Origin of the sequence: Vibrio gazogenes (assembly GCF_023920225.1) — a bacterium.
Classification (GTDB): domain Bacteria; phylum Pseudomonadota; class Gammaproteobacteria; order Enterobacterales; family Vibrionaceae; genus Vibrio; species Vibrio gazogenes.
The window spans coordinates 3,244,257-3,269,378 of record NZ_CP092587.1 but is presented as its reverse complement, the minus strand read 5'-3'; the positions used below and the strand labels follow the sequence as shown (position 1 = coordinate 3,269,378).

At 45.6% G+C, this 25,122-nt stretch carries 25 protein-coding genes; 17 read left to right on the top strand and 8 right to left on the bottom strand.

What is annotated here, in order from left to right; genetic code table 11:
* The first annotated feature begins 119 nt into the window (after nucleotides 1–119).
* The 4 genes from typA (at nucleotide 120) to MKS89_RS14500 (ending at nucleotide 4,430) form a co-directional block, all read left to right on the top strand.
* Nucleotides 120–1,949, top strand: a complete 1,830-nt coding sequence (gene typA, locus MKS89_RS14515) for a translational GTPase TypA (protein WP_072962291.1) — start codon at nucleotides 120–122, stop codon at nucleotides 1,947–1,949.
* A gap of 224 nt (nucleotides 1,950–2,173) precedes the next feature.
* A complete protein-coding gene (locus MKS89_RS14510; RefSeq protein ID WP_072962437.1) occupies nucleotides 2,174–3,085 on the top strand; it encodes a virulence factor BrkB family protein in 912 nt (303 codons plus the stop codon).
* Nucleotides 3,057–3,491 carry a D-aminoacyl-tRNA deacylase gene (dtd, locus tag MKS89_RS14505; protein ID WP_072962293.1) on the top strand — a complete coding sequence of 145 codons (435 nt, stop codon included), beginning with the start codon at nucleotides 3,057–3,059 and terminating at the stop codon, nucleotides 3,489–3,491. The genes MKS89_RS14510 and dtd overlap by 29 nt, the downstream gene beginning before the upstream one ends.
* A gap of 21 nt (nucleotides 3,492–3,512) precedes the next feature.
* Nucleotides 3,513–4,430, top strand: coding sequence for a bifunctional GNAT family N-acetyltransferase/hotdog fold thioesterase (locus MKS89_RS14500; RefSeq protein ID WP_072962295.1), 918 nt, complete (start codon nucleotides 3,513–3,515; stop codon nucleotides 4,428–4,430).
* On the opposite strand, the gene MKS89_RS14495 is transcribed toward MKS89_RS14500, so the two are convergent.
* From MKS89_RS14495 to hslR, 4 genes are all read right to left on the bottom strand, one after another.
* Nucleotides 4,416–6,344, bottom strand: a complete 1,929-nt coding sequence (locus tag MKS89_RS14495) for an AsmA family protein (protein ID WP_072962297.1) — start codon at nucleotides 6,342–6,344, stop codon at nucleotides 4,416–4,418. The two genes, MKS89_RS14500 and MKS89_RS14495, sit on opposite strands and share 15 nt — an antisense overlap.
* A gap of 121 nt (nucleotides 6,345–6,465) precedes the next feature.
* On the bottom strand, nucleotides 6,466–8,097 hold the full coding sequence (gene pckA, locus MKS89_RS14490) for a phosphoenolpyruvate carboxykinase (ATP) (protein WP_072962299.1): 1,632 nt from the start codon (nucleotides 8,095–8,097) through the stop codon (nucleotides 6,466–6,468).
* A 341-nt stretch (nucleotides 8,098–8,438) separates the two neighbouring features.
* Nucleotides 8,439–9,314 carry an Hsp33 family molecular chaperone HslO gene (hslO, locus tag MKS89_RS14485; RefSeq protein WP_072962301.1) on the bottom strand — a complete coding sequence of 292 codons (876 nt, stop codon included), beginning with the start codon at nucleotides 9,312–9,314 and terminating at the stop codon, nucleotides 8,439–8,441.
* Nucleotides 9,315–9,337: 23 nt separating this feature from the next.
* Nucleotides 9,338–9,724: a ribosome-associated heat shock protein Hsp15 gene (hslR, locus tag MKS89_RS14480; RefSeq protein WP_072962304.1), complete on the bottom strand. Its 387-nt coding sequence runs from the start codon at nucleotides 9,722–9,724 to the stop codon at nucleotides 9,338–9,340.
* A gap of 205 nt (nucleotides 9,725–9,929) precedes the next feature.
* On the opposite strand from hslR, the gene gspC reads away from it, so the two are divergent.
* Genes gspC through MKS89_RS14420 form a run of 12 tightly spaced genes read left to right on the top strand, consistent with a single transcriptional unit; the run spans nucleotide 9,930 to nucleotide 21,187 of the window.
* Nucleotides 9,930–10,874: a type II secretion system protein GspC gene (gene gspC / locus MKS89_RS14475; protein WP_131814937.1), complete on the top strand. Its 945-nt coding sequence runs from the start codon at nucleotides 9,930–9,932 to the stop codon at nucleotides 10,872–10,874.
* A gap of 33 nt (nucleotides 10,875–10,907) precedes the next feature.
* Complete coding sequence (gene gspD, locus MKS89_RS14470) at nucleotides 10,908–12,941, top strand: type II secretion system secretin GspD (protein ID WP_072962309.1); 2,034 nt, start codon at nucleotides 10,908–10,910, stop codon at nucleotides 12,939–12,941.
* Nucleotides 12,942–12,945: 4 nt separating this feature from the next.
* Nucleotides 12,946–14,418: a type II secretion system ATPase GspE gene (gene gspE / locus MKS89_RS14465; protein WP_077316251.1), complete on the top strand. Its 1,473-nt coding sequence runs from the start codon at nucleotides 12,946–12,948 to the stop codon at nucleotides 14,416–14,418.
* Entirely contained in the window at nucleotides 14,418–15,641 is a 1,224-nt protein-coding gene (gene gspF, locus MKS89_RS14460) for a type II secretion system inner membrane protein GspF (RefSeq protein WP_072962313.1), read from the top strand. Before gspE ends, gspF begins: the two co-directional genes overlap by 1 nt.
* 47 nt (nucleotides 15,642–15,688) lie before the next feature.
* On the top strand, nucleotides 15,689–16,138 hold the full coding sequence (gene gspG, locus MKS89_RS14455; RefSeq protein WP_072962315.1) for a type II secretion system major pseudopilin GspG: 450 nt from the start codon (nucleotides 15,689–15,691) through the stop codon (nucleotides 16,136–16,138).
* 24 nt (nucleotides 16,139–16,162) lie between these two features.
* Nucleotides 16,163–16,750 carry a type II secretion system minor pseudopilin GspH gene (gene gspH / locus MKS89_RS14450; protein ID WP_072962318.1) on the top strand — a complete coding sequence of 196 codons (588 nt, stop codon included), beginning with the start codon at nucleotides 16,163–16,165 and terminating at the stop codon, nucleotides 16,748–16,750.
* On the top strand, nucleotides 16,737–17,099 hold the full coding sequence (gene gspI / locus MKS89_RS14445) for a type II secretion system minor pseudopilin GspI (protein WP_072962319.1): 363 nt from the start codon (nucleotides 16,737–16,739) through the stop codon (nucleotides 17,097–17,099). Before gspH ends, gspI begins: the two co-directional genes overlap by 14 nt.
* Nucleotides 17,077–17,715: a type II secretion system minor pseudopilin GspJ gene (gspJ, locus tag MKS89_RS14440; protein WP_072962322.1), complete on the top strand. Its 639-nt coding sequence runs from the start codon at nucleotides 17,077–17,079 to the stop codon at nucleotides 17,713–17,715. Before gspI ends, gspJ begins: the two co-directional genes overlap by 23 nt.
* Nucleotides 17,702–18,730, top strand: coding sequence for a type II secretion system minor pseudopilin GspK (gspK, locus tag MKS89_RS14435; RefSeq protein WP_072962325.1), 1,029 nt, complete (start codon nucleotides 17,702–17,704; stop codon nucleotides 18,728–18,730). The genes gspJ and gspK overlap by 14 nt, the downstream gene beginning before the upstream one ends.
* Nucleotides 18,699–19,910, top strand: a complete 1,212-nt coding sequence (gene gspL, locus MKS89_RS14430; protein WP_072962327.1) for a type II secretion system protein GspL — start codon at nucleotides 18,699–18,701, stop codon at nucleotides 19,908–19,910. The genes gspK and gspL overlap by 32 nt, the downstream gene beginning before the upstream one ends.
* Nucleotides 19,911–19,919: 9 nt before the next feature.
* Nucleotides 19,920–20,411, top strand: coding sequence for a type II secretion system protein M (locus MKS89_RS14425; RefSeq protein WP_072962439.1), 492 nt, complete (start codon nucleotides 19,920–19,922; stop codon nucleotides 20,409–20,411).
* A gap of 5 nt (nucleotides 20,412–20,416) precedes the next feature.
* The gene (locus MKS89_RS14420) at nucleotides 20,417–21,187 is read left to right on the top strand and encodes a type II secretion system protein N (protein ID WP_131814939.1); all 771 of its coding nucleotides are present in this window, start codon (nucleotides 20,417–20,419) and stop codon (nucleotides 21,185–21,187) included.
* Between the two features lie 66 nt (nucleotides 21,188–21,253).
* On the opposite strand, the gene cysQ is transcribed toward MKS89_RS14420, so the two are convergent.
* The 4 genes from cysQ to MKS89_RS14400 all read right to left on the bottom strand — a co-directional run bounded on the left by cysQ (nucleotide 21,254) and on the right by MKS89_RS14400 (nucleotide 24,186).
* Nucleotides 21,254–22,075, bottom strand: coding sequence for a 3'(2'),5'-bisphosphate nucleotidase CysQ (gene cysQ / locus MKS89_RS14415; RefSeq protein WP_072962331.1), 822 nt, complete (start codon nucleotides 22,073–22,075; stop codon nucleotides 21,254–21,256).
* Nucleotides 22,072–22,650 (bottom strand): ADP compounds hydrolase NudE, encoded by a 579-nt coding sequence (gene nudE, locus MKS89_RS14410; RefSeq protein WP_072962334.1) that lies wholly within the window; start codon nucleotides 22,648–22,650, stop codon nucleotides 22,072–22,074. Before nudE ends, cysQ begins: the two co-directional genes overlap by 4 nt.
* 163 nt (nucleotides 22,651–22,813) lie before the next feature.
* A complete protein-coding gene (gene nfuA / locus MKS89_RS14405) occupies nucleotides 22,814–23,401 on the bottom strand; it encodes a Fe-S biogenesis protein NfuA (RefSeq protein WP_021021692.1) in 588 nt (195 codons plus the stop codon).
* An 83-nt stretch (nucleotides 23,402–23,484) separates the two neighbouring features.
* The gene (locus MKS89_RS14400) at nucleotides 23,485–24,186 is read right to left on the bottom strand and encodes a phosphoribosyltransferase family protein (RefSeq protein WP_072962337.1); all 702 of its coding nucleotides are present in this window, start codon (nucleotides 24,184–24,186) and stop codon (nucleotides 23,485–23,487) included.
* A gap of 90 nt (nucleotides 24,187–24,276) precedes the next feature.
* Here MKS89_RS14400 and bioH point away from each other — a divergent pair, with 90 nt between their 5' ends.
* Nucleotides 24,277–25,041, top strand: coding sequence for a pimeloyl-ACP methyl ester esterase BioH (gene bioH / locus MKS89_RS14395; protein ID WP_072962340.1), 765 nt, complete (start codon nucleotides 24,277–24,279; stop codon nucleotides 25,039–25,041).
* Nucleotides 25,042–25,122 lie beyond the last annotated feature (81 nt).

Sequence of the window (25,122 nt, the reverse complement as noted above, 5' to 3'; positions counted from 1 at the left end):
TAGATCACATATTTCTGGGCATTTCTTCAAAATCTGGTACATTATTGAGCGTTTTTTTTATCCCGAAATCCAGCTACATCAAAGAACGGGAATTGAACTTTTACAATGATGATGAATCCATGACAACACCACAGATTGATAAACTAAGAAATATTGCGATCATTGCGCACGTTGACCACGGTAAAACGACCTTGGTTGATAAGCTATTACAACAATCCGGAACTTTACAGTCTCGCGGTGAAGTTGAAGAACGAGTCATGGACTCGAATGATATTGAGAAAGAGCGTGGAATTACAATCCTAGCTAAGAATACAGCGATTAACTGGCACGATTACCATATCAATATCGTTGACACCCCCGGACACGCGGATTTCGGTGGTGAAGTTGAACGTATTATGTCTATGGTTGACTCTGTTCTGCTTATTGTTGATGCCGTTGATGGCCCAATGCCACAAACTCGTTTCGTTACTCAAAAAGCCTTTGCACATGGTTTGAAACCGATTGTGGTTATCAACAAGATTGACCGACCGGGCGCTCGCCCTGATTGGGTAATGGATCAAGTATTTGACCTGTTTGATAATCTAGGTGCATCGGATGAGCAGTTGGACTTCCAAGTGGTTTACGCATCGGCACTGAATGGTTGGGCTTCGCTAGAAGAAGGCGAAACGGGCGAAAATATGGAACCCCTTTTCCAAACCATTGTTGATAATGTCGATTCTCCGAATGTTGATCTTGATGGGGCGTTGCAGATGCAAATTTCCCAGCTGGATTATAGCTCTTATGTTGGTGTTATCGGTGTTGGCCGAGTCTCTCGCGGAACTGTCAAAGCGAACCAGCAAGTGAGTGTTATTGGTGCAGATGGTAAGAAGAGAAACGGTAAAGTCGGGACGGTTCTGGGGTATCTAGGGCTTGAGCGACACGAAGTTGAGCGGGCGACTGCTGGTGACATCGTTGCGATTACTGGTTTGGGTGAGCTGAAAATTTCAGACACGATTTGTGATGTAAATAACGTGGAAGCATTGCCGGCACTTTCGGTTGATGAGCCGACAGTCACGATGACTTTCCAAGTGAATACTTCACCGTTTGCCGGTAAAGAAGGGAAATATGTTACATCTCGTAATATTTTGGAGCGTCTGGAAAAAGAGTTGGTTCATAATGTGGCACTACGCGTTGAACAAACTGACGATCCAGACAAATTCAGAGTGTCCGGTCGTGGTGAATTGCATCTATCGATTTTGATCGAAAATATGCGTCGTGAAGGCTTTGAACTCGCGGTTTCTCGTCCTGAAGTTATTCTGAAAGAAGAGAATGGCCAGTTACTTGAACCTTTTGAAGTGGTGACTATTGATGTGATGGAAGAGCATCAAGGTGGCATCATGGAAAATATTGGCATGCGTAAAGGTGAATTGAAAGATATGTCTCCGGACGGCAAAGGTCGTGTTCGGATGGACTTTGCGATGCCTTCTCGTGGCTTAATCGGTTTCCAAACAGAGTTTATGACGCTGACTTCCGGTTCAGGTCTGCTTTACCATACTTTTGATCATTATGGTCCACACAAAGGTGGCACTATTGGTCAACGTAACAATGGCGTGTTGATCTCTAATGCGACGGGTAAAGCGCTTACTTACGCATTGTTTAACTTGCAGGAACGTGGACGTCTATTCGCTGAACACGCTGATGAAGTTTATGAAGGGCAAATTATTGGTATTCATAACCGTTCGAATGATTTAACTGTAAACTGTTTGAAAGGTAAGCAACTGACCAACGTTCGTGCTTCTGGTACTGATGAAGCGCAGGTTCTATCTCCTGCGATTAAATTCACACTAGAGCAAGCGATAGAATTTATCGATGATGATGAGCTGGTTGAAGTGACGCCTGCGAGCATCCGAATTCGTAAGAGACATCTTACTGAAAATGATCGTAAAAGAGCGTATCGCGGTGGAAAGTAAGTCTTTATAGACAGACTGATGATGTAATAAAGGCGGAACATTGTTTCCGCCTTTTTTATCAGTGCGATGAGATAGTCACTCAGTGAATATCCTGCTAATCTAAATGCATATTCTTGCTCAATTGATATAAGAAAGGGATAAAATTATGCCTTTGACTCATATATCATCTTTAAAACAACAATGTTGTTATCTATAAAACTACGCGTGCTGATGAGGTCTCTGTGTTGAATACAAAACAAATCATCGATACTGGCGTTGTTTTTTCCCGATATTTATGGCGTCGGGTGATTCATGATCGTATTCAGGTCAATGCGGGATATCTGGCATATATCTCGTTGTTGTCCTTCGTTCCGATGGTGGCGGTTTTACTCTCAGTCTTATCTGCGTTCTCTGCTTTTAATGATGCCGGGGAAGTCATTCAAACGTTTGTTATTACTCATTTCTTGCCGGCTGCTGGTGAAGCTGTCAATCAGGCGTTGCATGATTTTGTATCGAATACGAGCAAAATGACAGCGTTGGGGGGATTATTCCTATTTGTCGTTGCACTAACGTTGATTTCTAATATTGATAAAATGTTGAATTACATCTGGCGGGTTGATCAGAAGCGTCGCTGGGTTTTCTCTTTTTCAATGTATTGGATGGTTTTAACGTTAGGCCCGCTTCTGGTTGGGGCGAGTCTTGCTGTGACATCCTACATTACGTCATTGAACTTGGTTTCCAATGAAACCTTTCATGGATTTTCTCAGTGGGTACTCAGAAGGCTGCCATTCTTACTCTCGTTTGCTGCATTTACCGGGTTGTACGTCCTTGTTCCGAATAAAAAAGTGAAGTTGGGTCATGCTCTGTCAGGGGCGCTGGTTGCCGCGTTACTGTTTGAAATCAGTAAAGCGGGGTTTGCTGCCTATATTACACACTTTCCATCTTATCAGCTCATATACGGGGCATTAGCCGCGATTCCGATTCTCTTTATCTGGGTATATTTTTCTTGGTTGATTGTCTTATTGGGCGCGGAAGTAACAGCCGCGCTGGGTGAATATGAATCTTGGCAAGCAGATATGCTAAAATCCGAACAATCGGCTGATAATGGTGGAGAAAAAGGAAGACATTGTGATCGCACTGATTCAGAGAGTAAGTGAAGCATCCGTCACTGTGGATGGCTCGGTTGTGGGAAATATTGGGCAAGGATTGTTGGTATTGCTGGGCGTTGAAAAAGATGATGATGAAGCTAAGGCTAAACGTCTGGTTGAACGGGTGACGACCTACCGGGTATTTGAAGATGAACAGGGGAAAATGAATCTCAATGTTCAACAAATCGGGGGCAAAGTTTTAGTGGTTTCACAATTTACATTACCGGCAGATACGAAAAAGGGAACACGCGCTGGGTTTTCTCGTGGTGCGGCACCAGCCGATGCTGAGCGTTTGTACGATTATTTCGCTGAGCAATGTACAAGCGTTCTTCCTACGGAGAGAGGACGCTTTGCCGCGGATATGAAAGTGGCGTTGGTCAATGATGGGCCGGTGACCTTCTGGTTACAGGTTTAATCAATAAGATAGGGACAGTTCATGTTTAAGATTATTAGTCCTCAGACGGAGAACCAGCTGAGTAAATACTATTTATTTCGCTGGCAAATGCTACGTGAACCATGGCATTTACCGTTGGGATCAGAACGGGACGAATATGATCCAATGAGTCATCATCGGATGATTGTTGATAGTCGGGGGCGCCCTATGGCAGTCGGCCGATTGTACATTACCCCTGATTGTGAAGGACAGATTCGTTATATGGCGGTAAAAGCCAATCGCCGGAGTCGAGGAATGGGGTCACTGCTCTTGGTGACGTTAGAATCGCTTGCCCGTCAAGAAGGCGCGAAACGCTTGGTATGTAATGCCAGAGAAGATGCCATTGCTTTTTATGAGAAAAACGGGTTTGAGCGTCGCGGTGAACTGAGTGATGAACGCGGGCCTGTCCGGCATCAACAGATGGTGAAAACACTGGATCCGATGGCGAATGTTCAGCGTAAGCCGCAGTGGTGTTCAGAGTTGCAGGAACGTTGGGAAAACCAGATCCCGATCAGTGAAAAAATGGGGATCAAGATTAATCAGTACACTGGTTATCAGTTCGAGTGTTACGCCCCGATGAATCCCAATATCAATCCGCATAACACAATGTTTGCCGGTTCCGCTTTCACCTTGGCGACATTGACAGGGTGGGGAATGGCATGGTTACTCATGCGGGAACGCAATCTTTATGGAGATATTGTGATGGCCGATAGTCACATTCGTTATCGGCTGCCCATTTGTGATAACCCGCTTGCAGTGACCTCATTAGATGATATTAGTGGTGATCTGGATCGTCTTGAATCTGGGCGTAAAGCTCGGATCATCGTCAATGTGACCATCAAAAGTGGTGATAAACCTGCCGTTCAGTTTGTCGGGACATACATGTTGATCCCGAATTATAAGTCTTTAATTGGCCGATGAATCCGGTGTTTCTTGTATGGGGCCTGTTTTAGTCTGAGAGGCTGGTGGCACGGCTTGCGATGGTTCCAGTAAGTTGTAATGGGTTTGCTTTTCCCCTGATGTCACCGAGAGAGTTAGCGAGCCTTTATCAGACTGAGTCAAATCCCAACGACCACTGATGGTCGCATTGAGATCGTTGGATTTGAGATGAATTTCAGGGACGGTGATTTTTCCCCGATCTCCGGTGATTTCCATGGCGTTCAGCATAAAATCTTTTGGTTGAGCATGGTTATCGGGGAGCTGAAGTTGGCCATTTCTGATATCCAGATTCAATAAGCCACTTAACGTGTGATTGATAATCACCGAATCCCCGGAAAGCCCCTGCGCTGAACCTGACAGGTCAGCAAGTCCTTTCATCTGGAGTGGCAGGTGTTTGAACAGGTTCAGGGGGAGACTATCCGCATCAATTGAAAATTGCCATGGGGCTCCTTTCAAGCCATATTGCCATTGTCCTTTGGCAGCTAGGTATCCTTTGGAGAACGGAAGAAAGAGTCGATCCAGTACCCAGTTATTCTCTTGACTGTGCATTTCGACTAATCCTTGGGATACGACGAACTGACCATAGCTGAGATTATTGACGGACATTCTTGCCGTGCCTTGCCATAATCCCCACCGTTGAGCATCGATCAGTTGTGCATGATCGATATCTGTATTGATCCCTGATAATTGCCAATAGGGCTGGTGGGCGAGTTGGATAATCTGGCTATTTCGAATTTTCAGCTGTTCGACATTTACTTGTCGGAATGATGGTATGAGTGATGCAAGCCAAGTGAAGTCTGGTTCAGATCCTGACTCGATAAACATTTTCATGCTTTGTATTTGTAAATCCCGAATGGTCACCGTCTCCGGTGTAATTGAGCCGGACGCATGGATTTGGCCGTCCATGAGTGTTGAGCTAAAGTCATCTATATCTAACTGACCGGGTGTCAGGATGAGATTGATACTGGGTTCTACCAACATCATATCATCAAGGACAAGACTTTCCGCATCCAATGAGAGTACTGCATGAGCCTGTTTCCAAAGCGATTCAGATGCGGTCGGATGAAAATCAGTGAGCGATAAATCAAAATTATTGAGCTGAACATGCGGCATATTGAGCTGGCTGTTTAACAGATCTAGTCGATCAATTTGCGCGATGTGTTGTGCAATCAGATCTTTGAATTTATCAGACAGTTGCTGAAACTGGGACAGAGACAAATTCAATTTGTCTGTGGTTAGGTTTTCTATTGACCAGCGTTGTCCATCGGTTTTGCCTTGCAAGGAAAATGAAGCGCCGCGCCATGTTGCGGTCAGGCTATTAATCTGACTATGTTGTGCTTGATGACTGCCAGTGATGAGCAGATCGGTGAGTGTTTCTCCTTGCCACATGACCTGAGACGCGTAAAGCTGAATGTCACCATAAGGCAGATAGGTACTTGTCTCATTCCAAGTCGGGTTTTGAATTTGAACATTGAGACCGTGAATCATTAGATTGTCTGTGGTTTCCACAGCAAGGTTGCGAATAGCAAGCTGGTTGATTTTTACTGTCTCTAATGGCGTTGGTAGAGATGCTTGCTCATTGTCTAGTGTGAGACCATCAATGAGCACACTATCGAACATAAGTTGATTGAGAGTGCTTTGATAAGGGTTGAGCCAAATATCCACCGTTTGGATCGGTGCCAATTGTTGAGACAGAGTGACATGTTCAAATTTTAGATGGAATGGATATTGGTAGCTGATTTTCTGAGCATGGAACTCAGGGAGCCCTATTTGTTGAATCATCCATTGGGCAACAGGTGTGATATAGCGAGACTGGACAATCACGATTCCAGCGGTGATCCCTATCAGGATGAGTAGAAGAGATATAAGGAATACCCGGATAATACCTGTTTTCATTTTTTAGGACCATTGGTTCATTCGGTCTAACAGATTGGAACAAAAATCGCTTTGCTTCAACTAAATTCGTACGATCAAAAAAAAGCCCCTGAAATAGGGGCTTACTGATATTTTAAACGGCTTATGCGTCGATTTGTGGTCCGGCAGAAATGAGCGCTTTACCTTCATCGTTATCGGTATACTTATCAAAGTTTTTCACGAAACGAGAAGCGAGGTCTTTGGCTTTGCTTTCCCATTGCAGCTCATCGACATATGTATCCCGAGGATCGAGAATTTCAGGATTCACGTTCGGTAATGACGTTGGGACTTCAAGGTTAAAGATCGGGACAGTTTTAGTCGGTGCATCTTCAATCGAACCATCAAGGATAGCATCAATAATTGCCCGGGTATCTTGGATTGAAATCCGTTTTCCTGTGCCATTCCAACCTGTATTGACAAGGTATGCTTCAGCACCAGCTGCTTCCATACGCTTGACGAGCACTTCCGCATATTTGGTTGGATGCAATGTCAGGAATGCCGCACCGAAACAAGCGGAGAACGTCGGTGTTGGTTCCGTGATGCCTTGTTCTGTTCCCGCTAATTTTGCGGTAAAGCCGGAGAGGAAGTGATATTTGGTCTGCTCAGGCGTTAGTTTAGAAACCGGAGGCAGGACACCGAACGCATCAGCAGACAGGAAGATGACTTTGCTTGCATGTCCGCCTTTTGATACAGGTTTAACGATATTATCAATATGATAAATCGGATAAGAAACACGGGTATTCTCGGTTTTGGAACCATCGTCGAAATCAACCGTGCCATCAGCACGCACGGTGACGTTTTCAAGCAATGCATCTCTACGGATAGCATGGTAAATATCAGGTTCGGCTTCTTTGGAGAGTTTGATGGTTTTTGCATAACATCCGCCTTCAAAGTTGAAGACACCATCATCATCCCAGCCATGTTCGTCATCGCCAATCAGTGCTCGTTTAGGATCCGTTGATAATGTCGTTTTCCCTGTACCGGATAGACCGAAGAAAACTGCGACATCGCCATCTTTCCCTCTATTGGCAGAGCAGTGCATTGCTGCAATGCCTTTGAGTGGCAAGAAATAATTCATCATGGCGAAAATACCTTTTTTCATTTCGCCACCGTACCAAGTACCGCCAATCAGCTGCATTTTCTCTGTCAGATTAAAGACCGTAAAGTTTTCTGAGTTCAGGCCATGCGCTTGCCAGTCAGGATTGGTACATTTTGCACCATTCATCACCACAAAACTGGGTTCGAATGTTGCTAGCTCTTCATCACTGGGACGGATGAACATGTTTTTCACGAAGTGCGCCTGCCAAGCAACTTCCGTGATAAAACGAACACAAAGACGAGTATCGGGATTGGCCCCACAGTAACCATCGACCACAAACAACCGTTTCCCAGAAAGCTGTTTGGTGACGAGCTGTTTCAGATCATCCCAAACTGCCTGAGTGATGGGTTTGTTATCATTTTTTACTGTGTCTGACGTCCACCAAAAATTATCTTTGGTGGTGTCATCTTTCACAATGTACTTATCTTTCGGCGAACGACCGGTAAAAATACCGGTGTCAACAGCAACGGCGCCTAGTTCGGTTATGATACCTTTCTCATAACCCTCTAAGTGAGGTGCGGTCTCTTCGTCGAATAACTGCTCATAACTTGGGTTATGAATAACTTCGGTGACATCGGTGATGCCATAAGAGGTTAGATCCATATTTGCAGCCTTTATTTGTTCCATTACGGTCATAGGTGCTCCTTCGTAGGAATTGTAGAGATTTTGTAAGAATTTTTTATGTAATCTGTACACCATGCTAGCAACGAGAACCATCGAAAACAGGGAGATGGTTCAAAAAACACCCACATTTCCCATGAGTATTTAAGCGCCTCATCACATATCAGGGTAAGTTATTCTAACGTATAGAGACTAGTTTAGACTAGGTGGTGAAAATTATTAATTTATGCAAATTAAGTGTTGATAAAATGTTGGTTTTTATGAAAGAAATGGCTTTTTGTGTTGAAGGATAAGCAATAAGGCCAGTATTTCAACTGGCCTTAGGTATGAGAAAAACGCTTAATAAGTAATGAAAATTAATGAATGGTTTTGTTTTGTACCAGTGAGCTGTAGCGTAACTCTTTGATATCATTTTCATCAAATTGGTAGTCGGTGCCACAGTATTCACAATGAAGAGAAATCGTGGGGTTTTCAGCGAGCATTTCCTGTACTTCATTTTCAGGAAGGGTAATGATCGCTGCACCACAGCGTTGGCGAGAGCAGCCGCAGTGGAAAGTAATCGGCTGTGGTTCAAACAGTCGCACGGTTTCCTGATTGTATAGGCGGTAGAGCAATTCATTTGCTTCCAGAGAGAACAATTCCTCATCAGTGACCGTGTTTGTTAACTGTTCAAGATGTTCGAAATCGTCTGGTGAGCCGGTGCCATCCGGCATAATTTGTAGGAGCATTCCTGCCGCGCAGAGCTTCTCTTCTAATCGTCCTGTTTTGATCCATAACCGGGTTTTCAACTGTTCTGACTGTGCAAAATAAGTTTCTAGAACATTAGCTAAACAATCACCGTCTAAAGCAACAATCCCTTGATATCGTTCCCCCTTGTCTGGGTCGATGGTAATCACTAAGTGCCCATCTCCCATTAATTGATGCAGGGTTGCATCCTCAGGGATGTCACCCTTCCAACGGGCAACGCCACGGACATTTTGTTCGTGATCGCCATTGAGAACAGCGAGAGAGACTGGGCCGTTTCCCTGAATCTGCAAGGTGATTGAGCCTTCAAATTTGAGGGTTGCAGTTAGAAGAGAGGTTGCAACAAGTAACTCTCCCAGCAGAGATTGAATCGGTGCCGGATATTCCTGACTGGACACGACTTGTTGGTAGACGTCATCCAGTTGTACCAGTTCGCCACGTACTGATAACTCGTCAAACAGGTAGCGATTTAACATATTGCTTGCCATGAAGGAAACTCCAGCTTTGTTCTTTATTGATGTTTAAATTTGATGATATCGCGTCGTTGCTTTTTATCGGGACGCTTATCCGGACTCGGGTTATGTGCATTCAATTTGCGTTGCATCGCATTTGCTTCACGTTTTTGAATGCTTGCCGCTGTTTCTGTATACAAGGTCTGAGCTTCGGGTGCACCTCTGCGTTGCCCCGATATTTTGTCAATAATGACAACTTTTTCTTCTTGCCCTTGTCTAAGCGTGACAGTTGCTCCGACTTCTACGACTTTACTTGGTTTAGACCGTTGCCCATTATAGTGGACTTTGCCACCGTCAACCATATTTCTGGCAATCGAACGGGTTTTATAAAATCGCGCAGCCCAGAGCCATTTATCTAACCGTACCGGTTCTTCGCTAGAACTCATCGCAAAATCGTCCTCTGAATATGTTGGTTTACTCAATAATAAAAGGATAAATGGTGGTTTATACCTAGGTTTTCAAGAAAATGATGAAATTTGAGTATAAAACAGTGGATAGTAAAATGGGTATGTTATATTAGTCAGGGTCTTAATATGGTGTGATACAACTAATTACACCGATTAATCAGGGATAAATTCAAAGGGTTAGAGATTGCCACACGTTGACACACTAAAGAACTCAGTACCTGCGTTATTCATGTCTTTATTGCGTTCTTTCATTCACTATCAATCATTGTTCAGCACCATTATTTCAGCAGGAATATGGTTGGTTGCTGTTTGGATATTCGGTCAGCTGGTCTGGGCGCCATTTGAGACGATGCAGATTCAGTCATGGACTCCCCCTGCTTCAAATGAAGTGCGAGGTTCAACAAATAGCTTCGACAGCGCATTTGTGAAAGAAAAACAACTTTTTGGCCAGTTACAAAAGCAGAATGATAAGCCAGTTGTTCAAGAGCATGTCGTTAATGCCCCGAAAACGAAATTAAATCTGAAGCTTGTTGGTGTTGTTGTGAGTGATAACAATACTGAAGATCTTGCCATTATTGATTATCAAGGTGTTCAGGCAACTTATGGATTGAAGGAACGAATTGCAGGGACTCGAGTGACACTGGAGTCGGTGCTGAATGATCGAGTGATTATCCGTAATGCCGGCAGAAGTGAAACGCTTATGTTGGAAGATGTGGAATACAGTCGTCTGGGAAGTATGAAGACTCAGCCTCATTCCATGCTGAAGGCTCCATCTCCGGATGACTTTGTCAATTATGATACCGGGGAAGTCAGTACCCAGAAGGAACGATTGACTGAAATCAAACATGAAATTGCGGAGAATCCGCAGACTTTATTTCAGTATGTTCGTTTATCTCAAATGAAACGTGACAATGATATTCTCGGTTACCGTTTGAGTCCCGGACGTTCACCGGAGTTATTTCAATCTGTCGGATTAAAGAGTGGTGATATTGCCGTTGCATTGAATGATGTCGATTTAAGGAAGGAAAGTGCAATGTCAGATATTGCCTCTGTGTTATCAGACCTTTCGAATGTAAAAATCACAGTAGAGAGAGATGGACAGACTCATGATATATATATTCAATTTTAATGCAGCGTCGCTAGGCATTGAGGGAGTGAAGACGTGAAGTATTGGCTAAAAAAAAGCATGTGGTTGTTACTAGGAAGTATGATGCTTTCTCCGGCAGCTTTGGCGAACGAGTACAGCGTCAATTTTAAAGGCACTGATATTCAGGAATTTATTAACATCGTCGGTCGTAACTTACATAAAACAATTATTGTTGATCCTTCTGTGCGAGGGAAAATTGATGTACGGAGTTATGACACGCTCAGTGATGACCAGTACTACGGTTTCTTTCTGAATGTTTTGGAAGTCTACGGGTTTGCCGTGGTTGAAATGGACAACGGTGTTCTGAAAGTCATTAAATCCAAAGATGCAAAAACCTCGGCAATTCCTGTATTGGACTCTTCCGGTCACACAAATGCTGACAGTGTTATTACCCGGGTTGTTTCTGTTCACAATGTTTCCGTTAAAGAATTATCTCCATTGTTGCGTCAGTTAGTGAACAATGCGGGTTCCGGTAACGTGGTTCATTATGAACCTGCGAATATTATTTTGTTGACCGGACGTGCTGCGGTCGTTGACCGTCTGGCTCAGATTATTGATCGCGTTGACCAAGCAGGAAACACGGACATTGATGTCGTGACACTGAATAATGCTTCGGCACCGGAAATTGTGCGGATTGTCAGTGCGCTCGATACCAGTAAAGAGACGAGAAGTCTGCCTCAGATTCTCCAGCCACAAGTGGTTGCAGATGATCGGACCAATTCAATTTTGATCTCTGGTGATCCGAAAGTCAGAAAACGGATCGTCCGGTTAATTAAACGGCTTGATATTGAAATGGCGACCAAAAGTAACCATCGGGTTGTTTATCTGAAGTATGCCAAAGCGGAAGATTTGGTCGATGTGTTGAAAGGCGTTTCTGATAATATTCAGTCGGAAAAGCAAGGTGAGCAAAAGTCGGCTCCTTCGGGCCGGGCTGACGTCACGATTGCCGCACACAAGGATACCAACTCTCTGATTCTCAGTGCACCACAAGATATTATGAAACCTTTACTGGATGTGATTAGCCAATTGGATATTCGTCGGGCTCAGGTACTGATTGAAGCCCTGATTGTCGAAATGTCCGAAGGTGAAGGGATTAACCTCGGGGTGCAATGGGGCTCGATTGAAAGTGGATCGGAAATCCAGTTTGGGAATAGCGGTGCTTCTATCGGTAAGGTTATGGTCGGTCTGGAAGAAGCGAAAGATCAGGTCAGCACTGAATATTACACCGATAATAATGGTAATCGTCGGCCTTATACGACCTCAAAATCTGGTGACTATAAGTCGTTGTCTGATGCATTGAGTGGTGTAGAAGGTGCTGCAGTCAGTATCGTGATGGGCGATTGGACATCTCTGATCAGTGCGGTTTCTAAAGACTCCAGCTCAAATATTCTGTCGTCACCGAGTATTACCGTCATGGATAACGGTGAAGCCTCATTTGTAGTTGGTGAAGAGGTTCCCGTACTGACTGGAGCGACGTCAAGCTCTGGGAATGATAACCCTTTCCAAACCGTGGATCGGAAAGAAGTTGGGATTAAGTTAAAGGTTGTTCCCCAAATCAATGAAGGGGATTCGGTGATGCTTAAGATCGAGCAGGAAGTATCGAATGTTCTGGCCGCTGACGGTGCTGTCGATGTTCGTTTTGCCAAACGACAGTTGAATACCTCGGTTATGGTCAAAGATGGTCAAATGCTAGTCTTGGGCGGTATGATCGACGAACGCACTCAGGAGAGCGACTCCAAAGTTCCCATTCTTGGGGATATTCCTTTGCTAGGTTACCTATTCCGTTCAACCAGTACCAAAGTTGAGAAACGAAATCTAATGGTCTTTATTAAGCCAACGATCATTCGTGATGGTATGACCGCGGATGGTGTGACTCAGCGGAAGTATAACTTCATTCGTGCTGAGCAGCTTGTGAAAGCCGAGAAAGGCTTGAAATTGATGGGTGACAAGAAAACGCCAGTGATACCCGCATTTAATTTACAAGGCCATTATCCGGAAGAATTACAGGCATTTATCGAGCAGATTCCTAAGGGCCAGGATCAGGAGTAGCGTTGTGCAGCGTTTACCTTTTAGTTTCGCAAACCGGTATAAGCTCGTATTTGACGCCTCACATGAAGATGAGACCCCCTATCTTTATTATGTGGAGCCGGTATCTATTACGGCTTTGGTTGAGGCCAAGCGGGTGTTGCAAAAGTCATTTGAGCTGGTGGCGCTTCCTGAAGCCGAGTTCGATGCTAGGCTGACGAAAGTCTATCAGCGTGATACGTCCGAAACTCGCCAGTTGATGGAAGATCTCGGTGCAGATAACGATGATTTCTTTGCCCTCGCAGAGGAACTGCCGAATAACCAAGATTTGTTGGACTCAGATGATGATGCACCGATCATCAAGCTGATTAACGCCATGTTGAGTGAAGCCATCAAAGAAGAAGCTTCCGATATCCATATTGAAACCTTTGAAACATCTTTATCGATCCGTTTTCGGGTCGATGGCATGCTTCGTGAGGTTTTATCGCCCAGCCGTAAACTTGCGCCTTTATTGGTCTCGCGTGTGAAGGTCATGGCAAAGCTGGATATTGCTGAAAAACGGGTACCTCAAGATGGACGTATCTCGCTGAGAATCGGTGGGCGGGCCGTTGATGTTCGTGTTTCTACCATGCCTTCTTCTCATGGAGAGCGGGTCGTTATGCGTATTTTGGATAAAAATGCGACTCAGATGGATCTCTACAGTCTGGGAATGACCGAGACAATTTTCGTTCGGTTCCGAGAACTGCTTCAGCGACCACATGGCATCTTATTGGTGACGGGGCCGACTGGTTCCGGTAAATCAACGACGCTCTATGCCGGCTTACAAGAATTGGATCGGAATGAGAAAAATATTCTGACGGTTGAAGACCCGATTGAGTTTGATATTGACGGTATTGGTCAGACACAGGTAAATCCAAAAGTCGATATGACTTTTGCCCGAGGGTTGAGAGCGATTCTGCGTCAGGACCCCGATGTCGTGATGGTCGGAGAAATCCGGGATTTGGAAACGGCACAAATTGCAGTACAAGCATCTCTCACCGGGCACTTGGTTCTTTCGACACTGCATACGAATACCGCGATTGGTGCGGTCACCCGTTTGAGAGATATGGGGATTGAATCTTTTCTGGTGTCATCTTCTCTCGTTGGTGTACTGGCTCAGCGGTTGGTTCGGACATTATGTCCCGATTGTAAGCAGCCATTTGAGGCCGATAAAGAACAGCGTGAGCTATTCGATATTCAAGAGGATGAGCCTCTGACGCTTTATGCACCGAAAGGGTGTGAGAAATGCCATTACAAAGGTTACCGGGGACGGACAGGGATTCATGAGTTATTAGTGATTGATGAGAAAGTCAAATCACTGATCCATACCGAAGCTGGTGAGCAGGCCGTTGAGCATCAAGTTCGCGAGTCATGCCCAAGCATTCGTATGGATGGACTGAGTAAGGTTCAGGCGGGGATCACGACACTTGAAGAAGTGTTGCGGGTCACTGAGGAGGTCTGATGGCTGCATTTGAATATCAGGCGCTTGATCTCAAAGGAAAACGCAAAAAAGGTGTGATCGAGGGGGATAGTGCCCGTCATGTTCGCCAACGCTTGAAAGAGCAAGGACTGACTCCGATTGCTGTTCAGGCCACGCAAGTCCAGAAAAATAATCAAACACAAGGCGGCACCAGTTCGTGGAAAAGAGGAATTGGGGCAACGGACCTTGCACTGTTAACTCGGCAAATGTCGACATTACTCCAGTCGGGAATGCCGCTGGAGGCATGTCTGCAAGCGGTGATTGAACAGACAGAAAAACCACGGATTCGCAGTGTTCTCACCCGTGTTCGGTCAAAAGTGACGGAAGGTTTTTCCCTCGCTGATAGTATGGCCGATTACCCACATATTTTTGATGGTTTGTTTCGTTCTATGATTGCGGCCGGTGAAAAGTCCGGGCATTTGGATATGATTCTCAATCGATTGGCAAGTTATACCGAAAATCGACAGAAGATGCGCTCAAAGCTTTTACAGGCGTTGATTTATCCCATTGTTCTGGTTGTTTTTGCAATCACGATTGTCGCTTTTCTTTTAGCTGCCGTAGTACCCAAAATTGTGGGTCAATTTATCCAAATGGGGCAAACCCTGCCGACATCAACGCAGATTTTGTTAAATATGAGCCATTTTGTTCAGGAGTGGGGTTGGCTGGTTCTACTGTTGGCGTTAGGTGGATGGGCATTCATCCAGTCGGCTTTAAAACGGCCACATATCCGCTTTGCATTTCATCGTCAACTGATGAAAGTGCCCATGATTGGTAAAATTGTTCGAGGTTTGAATACCTCTCGTTTTGCACGAACACTGGCGATATGTTCTTCGAGTAGTATTCCGATTCTCGATGCAATGCTTGTTGCCAAAGATGTTGTGGAAAACACATACATGAAACAGAAAGTACAGGAAGCGGCTGAATCCGTCCGTGAAGGGGCAAGCATTCGTAAGTCTTTGCAGCAAACGAAGCTTTTTCCTCCGATGATGCTTCATATGATTGCCAGTGGTGAGCAAAGTGGTGAATTGGAGAACATGCTCATTAGTGCCGCAGACAATCAGGATGAGCAGTTTGAAGCAACGGTAAATATTGCTTTGGGTCTGTTTACGCCCATGCTGATTGCATTAATGGCCGGGTTGGTTTTATTTATTGTGATGGCAACCCTGATGCCGATTTTAGAAATGAACAATTTAATGACGCGCTAGTCTTAGCTGTTCATTGGTTAGGAAACGTGAATGTTGGTGGAGTAGGAATGAAAATAAAAAATCAAGTAAGCAAACAAGGTGGTTTTACGCTGTTAGAAGTGATGGTCGTGATTGTCATCCTTGGGCTTTTGGCGAGCTTTGTTGTCCCGAATCTATTGGGCAATAAAGAGAAAGCCGATCAGAAGAAAGCGATTGCCGATATTGTCTCTCTGGAAAATGCATTGGATATGTACCGATTAGATAACAATGCTTATCCAACCACGGATCAAGGGTTGGAAGCATTGGTCACCAAACCGTCCAATCCTGAACCTCGTAACTATCGCGAAGGCGGTTATATCAAGCGGTTACCACAGGACCCTTGGGGAAATGACTATCAATATATGAGCCCTGGCGATAAAGGTAAAATTGATGTTTTTAGCTATGGTGCTGATGGTCAGGAAGGCGGTGAAGGGAATAACAGCGACATCGGTAACTGGAACTTGCTTGACTTCCAGTAATCGAGGAATGGATGAATACTGCTCATGAAATACCACCGTGGTTTTACACTGCTGGAAATTATGTTGGTTCTGGTGGTGATTTCGCTGGGCAGTATGGTCGTCGTCATGTCCCTGCCCGACAGATCTCAGGATGAGGTGCAACAAACGGCTGAACGGCTTTATCAGCGTTTACAGCTTTTGAGTGAGGATGCGATTTTCAGTGGACGGACCTATGGTCTTTATATCGATGAAAAAAAGCATGAGTTTCGCTTTTTGAGGTTATCGGATGAGGGCTGGAAAGACCTTGAATCTGCGTCATCCATCAAAGGTGAGCTGACGACCGATGAAGGAACGGCTTTCCGTTTTGAACTCGGCGGCGGGGTTTGGAATAATCCGGAGCGTTTGTTCAGTCAGGAATCTTTGTTTGAAGATATGGATTTTCCTGACCAAAACGAAGATGAGAAGCCAATCCCGACACCGCAGGTGTTTATTCTCTCTAGTGGTGATATTACACCATTTTCTATCCAGTTTTGGGCGGATTCTACACCGGATTCATTGTGGTTAGTGGAAACCTCCGAAGACGGCATTCTGCATATTCGGACTCCCTCGGATCAAGACGATGAAGCAAATTAAGGGAATGACATTACTGGAGGTGCTGATTGCATTGGCCATATTTGCAACGGCATCGATCAGTGTGATTAAGGCGGTCAGCCAACATGTCAATACAGTGCACACACTCGAAGAGAAGATGTTTGCTGCGATGGTCGTTGATAATCAAATGGCTCGAATCATGCTGGCGCCGGAGACCTTGTCTAACCAAGAAGGAACGGAAGAGATGGCTGGAACGACTTGGTATTGGAAAGTGTCTTTGGTTGAAACAAGCAATGATGTGCTGAAAGCCTTTGATGTGAGCGTTTCCCAAAGTAAATCCGGCCCGTCAGTGGTGATCGTGAGAAGTTATGTTGCAAATGAAGCGTCATAGTCGGGGATTCACTTTAATTGAAGTGTTGGTTGCGCTGGCGATTCTGGCGAGTCTGACGATTGCTGCGTATCAGGTTCTGAACCAAGTTCAGCGGAGTAACGTTGTCAGTCAGGAGAGTGAAAAACGGCTGGGTGAAATTCAGAAGGCGTTGGCGATTATGGATAGTGATTTTCGCCAGATGGCGTCCCGCCAGTTCCGTAATCAGGGAGAAGACCCCGGCTCTCAATTGTTATGGATGCAGGACGGATTATTATCGTCAGATAGTGTCGGCATTCTTTTTACACGACACGGTTGGGTCAACCCGCAAATGCAGTTCCCCCGAGGGGATATCATTAAAGTCGGATACCGTTTAACGGGAGAACGTCTGGAAAGAGTATGGTGGCGTTATCCCGATACGGTTGCCGGTGATAATGGTATTGTTCGGCCGTTATTGACACAGGTTGAGTCAATCAGCTTTCGTTTATATCGTCATCATCAATGGGTTGACCGATGGGAAGACAAAGGCGTTCTGCCGGAAGCCATCAGTGTGAAACTCACACTGAAAGATTATGGGGAGATTGAACGGATTTATCTGGTTTCTGGTAGTGAGTTGAGTGTGTCCAATGTATCCAAGTAGACCGTTGCAAAGACAGCGTGGCGTTGCCCTGATTCTGGTGCTGCTGATATTGGCAATGATGGTTTCCATCGCGGCGACAATGTCAGAGCGTTTGTTTACCCAGTATCATCGCTCAGGAAACCAACTCAGATATCAACAGGCATATTGGTATAGCCTCGGTGTTGAAGCGCTGGCTAAATCGGCTATAAAACAGAGTTATGAAGATAATGATGATGCTGTCAATTTGAGTCAGCCTTGGGCGGTAAAAGATAAACAATACCCACTGGATTACGGCACGGTGGAAGGGAATATTCAAGACATGCAGTCTTGCATGAATATCAACGCATTGGCTGGAATTAACTGGAATCCGGCAGACACCGGGACGCCTTATTTAGTCCAGGTATTACAGCATCTGTTTGAAGCGGAAGACATTGATAATTATCAGGCTGAAGTCGCTGCTAATTCGATTTGGGAATTTATTGATTCGAATCGTTCCATTAATTCGGTCAGTGGAGTCGAAGACAGTTTTTATGAGTCGATGTCACCGACTTATGATGCGCCCGACAGTTTATTGGCCGATGCCTCAGAGATTCGGGCAGTGCAGGGCGTCAGTGGTGAAATCATGATGAAAAGTATGCCGAGTTTATGTGCTCTGCCGACCAAAGAATGGCGCTTGAACATCAATACCGTTTCGGTCAAACAGGCAAATATTTTAGTTGCGATGTTCTATCCCTATCTCAGTTCGTCCGCAGCCGTACAGTTGATTGAGGATCGACCTTATTCCGGTTGGGATAGTCTCGATGATTTTTGGGCACAAGGTGAGTTGAGTGGGATTGATGAGACTATCAAATCAGACGCCACCGCTTTTCTTGGGATTGATAGCAATTATTTTGAATTGGATGCTCAGGTCATGGTCGATGATGCCCGGGTGAGGGTTCGGAGTCTAATGTTTAGTAAAGATAGAAAAACTGTGACGGTCATTCGCCGTCGCTATGGAGGAGAGCGTGAGCGAATATCTGCTCGTCCGGCTGAGTAAGCAACCCCAAGCCAAAGGGCATTGGTGGGTCGGTGCTGAGCATGCGACAACGATTGAAAAGTCAGGAGAGATAGCATCCTGGACCAATATAGATGAGTTAGTGCCTCATGCTGAGGGGCGATCTGTGATCGTCTTACTTTCTGGTGCTGATGTGGTGATGAAGACCGTTTCATTGCCGACTGGTGGTGCCCGTCAGTATGAAAAAATGCTGCCGTACTTAGTGGAAGATGAACTCGCACAGGATGTGGATGGATTGCATTTTTCCGTATTGGCGAAGCAAGAGGATCAGGTTTATACCGTTGCGGTGGATCGGAATTGGCTGAGTTGTATTCTGGAGCAGTTCGAAGCCTGTGGACTCCAAGTAGAAAATGTTTTGCCGGATGTGCTGGCATTACCGACGGAAGAGCATGCGACGGCGGTTCAATTGGGCCATGAATGGCTCATTCGTCAGGGGCCATTCAGTGGTGTTTGTGTTGAACATTCGTGGCTGCCCATACTGACCCAGATGAATGAAGATGAAGAGCAGAGTCCGGCACTTGAGATTACGTCTTACAGTCAGGCACCGGAATTGAATGATTCGAGTTCACAAGTCTGGACCGAGAAGCTCGTTGATTCTATAGACTTGTTGCTGTACCGCGGGGCATTAAGTAGTCCGATCACGTTATTGACCGGCCCATTTAAGAAGTCTTCTTCGGTGATGAAGTACTGGCAGGCCTGGCGAGGCAGTCTCATTGCTTTGGTGGCGTTGATCACCTTGCTGTTGATTCATCATGCGGTTGATATTCGCCGGATGTCTCAAGAGGCCACAGCTCTGAGAACAGAAAGTGAACATATTTTCAGAACGATATTTCCGGAGCGGCACAAAATCCCGACAGTCAGTTATCTGAAAGGCCAGTTTACCAGTGCGATTCAGAAGCTGTCCGGTGGTGAAAGTCAAGATTCTGCATTGTCGTTATTCACGTCTTTGGCGGAGACGATTGGCAGTACTTCAGGCATACAGTTGCAACGTATTCACTATGATAGAGCACGAGGTGATATTCGTATCGACGTGCGAGGTGCTGATTTTCAGGCATTTGAAGCAACGCGTAAGAAACTGTCCCAGAAGTTTGATGTACAGCAAGGACCTCTCAACCGAGATAATAATCAGGTCTCAGGGTCTTTCATCTTAAAGAATCAGTAGGTGAACGATATGAATCAATGGATGAATCGTGGCTATACTTGGTGGAAGACATTGTCCTCCAGAGAGCAACGATTGTTACTGGTGACCGTCGGTTTTAGTGTTTTGGCTCTCTTGTATGGTGGTATTATTCGCCCTATTCAGGAACAGCGTGTTCTGACGCAGAATAGATTGACCGCAGAGAAAAATTTATATGCATGGGTCACAGAAAAAGCCGATACGTTAACTCAGCTTAGAAAGCATGGGGATGGTCCCGTTTCAAATGAGCCGATGAACCAAGCTGTTGCGGGTTCTACTGGCAAATTTGGTGTTCGATTAATTCGAATGCAACCCAAAGGTGAAGGCTTACAAATTTGGGTGGAACCGCTAGCGTTTAATCAGTTTATCGACTGGTTGGCTTTTTTACGGCAGCAGTATGGTATTCAGGTGATGATGATGGATATCGATAAGGCTGAAAAAAATGGCATGATTGATATAAAACGCCTGGAATTAGTTCGAGGTTAAATAAAGTGAAGAAAAAAATTATGTACGTCGTTGGTTTGTTTTTTGTGTTTGTGGTCAGTGTGCTGGTCCACTTACCTGCAAATATGGCTTTAAAATTTATTCCTCAGCCCCGAGAGCTATTGCTGGGTGGGGTTGGCGGGACTATATGGCACGGTGAAGTTCAGTCTGCCAAATGGATGAATTATGATTTGGGCTCACTGGTTTGGAATTTGCGTCCATTCTCTCTATTTAAGGGGCGGATCGCTGCCGATATTGCTTTAGGCAAACGTCATGAGGTGGCTCTTCGAGGAAAGGGGGAGGTCGGTGTCGACTTTTCTGGGGTCTATGTTCGCAACCTGTCACTGACGGCACCGGCTCGGTTTGTTGCCGAAAATATGCATTTACCGCTTCCGGTGAGTGCTGATGGCGCATTCAGACTGGTTATTGATAATTATCGATACCAGGCACCATTTTGTGCTGAGGGAGAAGGGGAAATTACTTGGACAAATGCACAAATTTCGATGCTCTCTCAATCGGTCCCATTAGAAAAAGTCTCAGCCCGACTCGCTTGTGAAAATGGCCAGATTAGTCTGAAAGGCCAACAGTTATCGGATGCACTGCAAAGTGAGTATTCGATGGTGTTGACACCACAGGATCAGTATCAAGTTCAAGGTTGGGTAAAACCGGGTGAACGTTTACCTAAAATGTTCAACCAATGGATTCAGACCTATGCATCGACCGATGCTCAGGGACGGTACTCATTTCAGTCGAACGGTACACTGACACTCCCCAACTGACTAGATGCACATACACATTGATGTGCCCCTGACCGATAGCGCGCCTAACTGATTGTGTGAGGCGCGTTAGCCTTTGTGGGAAAGGATTTCTTGCCAGGGAAGTGTTGGATCACCGATGACGATAAAATTCGGGTTTTCCAATGTTTCTCTGAGATTATAAGAGAGCGGTGACAGTTTCGTACTAAGGAGCTTTCCGCCGGCCTCTTCCACAATACACTGCGTTGCTGCAGTGTCCCATTCTCCGGTTGGACCCAGCCGCAAATAACAGTCAACGGCACCTTCGGCAACCAAGCAAGCTTTCAGTGCTGCAGAACCGAGCGGCACTAAATCGTAATTCCACTCTGTACTCAGCCGGTTGGTGATCAGGTTGATATTTTGGCGGCGACTGATGGCAATCGAAATCGACTGACCGGGAAATTCATGCTGGTGGGTATGAATCCGTAAGCTGTCCGATAAATCAGGGATCTTCCAAGCCCCTTTCCCACGACAGGCATAGTAGGTAACGCCTGATACTGGGCCGTAAACCACCCCGATCACGGGTTGATTGTCTTCTACCAGTGCGATGATTGTCGCAAAATCTCCACTGCGTGCGATGAACTCCTGCGTACCATCAAGGGGATCGACTAACCAGTAGCGAGACCATTCTGAACGTTTTTCCAGACTGATATCGGCATCTTCCTCCGATAGGACCGGAATGTCGGGCGTCAGTGCGGTGAGCATCTCGGTAATGAGTTTATGGGCTGCTAAATCAGCGCTCGTCACTGGTGTTTGATCTGATTTGGTAAATGATTCGTAGGATTTAGTCTGGTAATAGTCCAAAATCAGTTGCCCGGCTGAACGGGCAATGCCAATCAGTTGGGGTAACAGGTGTGAATGATCCTGTTTCATAATGGATTCACCTCTGGTAGCAGCGGATGCTGCTTCATATAATTTAAGGTGAGAAGAAGCGCTGCCACACTGCGGGCTTCACCAAAATCGAGATGAGTTAACAGTTCTTCTGCCTGATTTAACGGCCAGCGAATGATTTCAAGGGGCTCGGGCTCATCGCCAACGAGTTGCTCCGGGTATAGGTCCTGAGCGATAAACAGAGACATTTGTCCTGAAAAATAAGAGGGAGCAAGAATCAGATCTTTGAGATGAATGAGCTGCTTTGCACCAAATCCCACTTCTTCTTTGAGCTCGCGTACAGCGGCTTCTTCAGGACTTTCTCCAGGGTCAATCAATCCTTTCGGAAAGCCCAATTCGTAGCGCTGTGTGCCTGCTGCAAATTCACGAACCAGCAGAATATCTCCCTGAGCGGTCACTGGAACCATCATCACAGCATGGCGTCCACTGGGGCGCATCCGTTCATACGTGCGCTGTTCACCGTTGGAAAAACGCAAATCCAGAGCTTCCACTGTAAAAAGACGCGATTGAGCAACCGTCGTGATATTTAGGATCTCTGGGTTTTGTTTAGACGTCATGCTGAACTCCTCCGTGATATCTATAGCTTAACTATATGAAAAAACTGATGGGGATGAAAACACATGTCTGACGATATTCACAATAGTTTTACCAACAAGAGTCACGTAATAGAAAGTCGATGCAGGAACATCGACTTCTGTTGACAGACTTGGGTTGGCCCATTTAGTAGTATGAGTGCTCTCCGCGATCATGCTCGGTCAGGTCTTTGACCGCATTCAGCTCCCCGGAAAATTGCTCGAGCAGCTCTTTTTCGATGCCGTCTTTCAGTGTGACATCGACCATCGAGCAACCATTACACCCGCCACCAAATTGGATAATGGCAACACCGTCATCTGTAATTTCCAGCAGTTGAATATGACCACCGTGACTGGCTAACTGAGGATTGACTTGCGTTTGAATGGCATACTCGACACGTTCGAGCAGCGGCGCATCATCCGCAACTTTACGCATTTTTGCGTTGGGTGCTTTGAGTGTAAGCTGTGCGCCCATTTTATCGGTTACATAGTCGATCACAGCGTCTTCGAGAAAGGGAAGGCTCAATTCATCAACATAAGCAGAGAACGCTTGAAACGGGATTTTAGTATCAGCACTTTCTACTGCTTCAGGCGGGCAGTAAGAGACGCCACACTCAGCGTTCTGAGTGCCTGGATTGACAACAAAAACCCGAATGTTAGTCCCTTCCGGCTGTTGATCGAGAAGTTTTGCGAAATGTTCCTGAGCGGATTCAGTAATAGTAATAGAATTTGACACGACGAATACCTGAGTAATTTTGTAGGCTATTAATTCACCATTTTACTCCTGAGAAATCAGAGATCCAATCCTTTTTACGGTAATTATTGGTTGTGATATTCAGGAGTTCTGCATAAGCAATAAATATCAATGTATTCGACACCGACTTCAAGCAATAATTGGCATAATTGACTGATGGTACTGCCTGTTGTCACGACATCATCAACGATCGCAATATGATTGGTCGAGGGGCGGTTGCGTAACATAAACGCTTTTCTCAGATTCTGTTCTCTTTCATTTTTATGCAGACCTTCTTGCGGTGGTGTTGAACGAGTCCGTTGCAGCAGTTTGGTTTGATAGGAGACTGCCAGCGCCTGACTGAGATGGTGCGCCAGTAAATCACTCTGATTGAACCCGCGATAAAGATATCGTCGCCAGTGTAGGGGAACCGGAAGTAACAGTGGCGCAGGAGAAGGGATGACCTGCGCCAAAAGTGCGGCAAGAGGCGGTATGTGCCAGAACTGGCGTCCGTATTTGATTTGGTGAATCATGGGGGCCAGCGGATAGGCATAATCACCAAGGCAATAGAGGGCGTTCCACAGTGGCGGTGACTGAAGGCAAGTTCCGCATCGGCCGGTTGGGAATGGCATCGATAAGCCGCATCGTGTACAACGGGGGGTTGATTGAAAATAGGTCAGGCAACTGGCACACCAGTGGTGTTCCTGATTGGTTAACGGCAGCTCACAGAGCGCGCATAATCGGGGAATATGGTGACGGAAAGAGTGTTGAATGCGTTGCAATAACATGTGGTGCTTCTCCGGTTATCAAGGAAGGCGTTATATTGTATTGGTGATCAAGGCGGCGAAAGTATGAGTTTTGTAGGAGATAACGTGAACATGGTGGCATCTTTGTATTGGCAAGTTGAAGGTCGCGGAAAAGATCTCGTATTGGTTCATGGCTGGGGGATGAACGGGGGCGTTTGGCATAATACCGTTGAAGTGCTTAAACAGAACTTCCGGGTGCATGTTGTTGATTTACCCGGATATGGACATAGTGCCGATATTCAGGCGGAAACTTTGGAAGAGATCGCTCAACTCTTGATTCTGCAAGCACCGAAAGATGCCGTTTGGGTCGGTTGGTCACTCGGGGGATTGGTCGCGACGCATATGGCGTTGCATCATGCTGATTATGTCAGTCAGTTGATCACGGTCGCCAGTTCTCCTAAGTTTGCTGCCGAAAAGGGATGGAAGGGAATTCAGCCACAGGTTTTGTCTGCGTTTACGGCGCAACTGGTCGATGATTTTCAACTGACCATTGAGCGTTTTATGGCGCTTCAAGCGATGGGTAGTCCGACAGCCCGACAAGATGTGAAGCAATTAAAACAAATGGTGTTTTCTCGTCCGGCACCACAGCCGCAAGCCTTGATGGCGGGATTAAACATGCTCGCGAATGTTGATTTTCGTGATTATATTGCTCAGATCTCGGTACCGATGCTGCGTCTTTACGGTCGGCTTGATGGTTTAGTGCCTGTGCAGATTGCTGCGCAATTGGACAAAATGGCCCCGGATAGCCATTGTTATATTTTTACGCAATCATCTCATGCGCCATTTATGACCGAAATTGAACTGTTTTGCCAGCAGGTGCGCGGGTTTGCACAGTAGTTGATGTTTGACGATTGTCAGTTTTTTGTCACATTGTTTAAAATATCAGCTTTTTTTGTTAAATATTTGAACGGTTGGGTC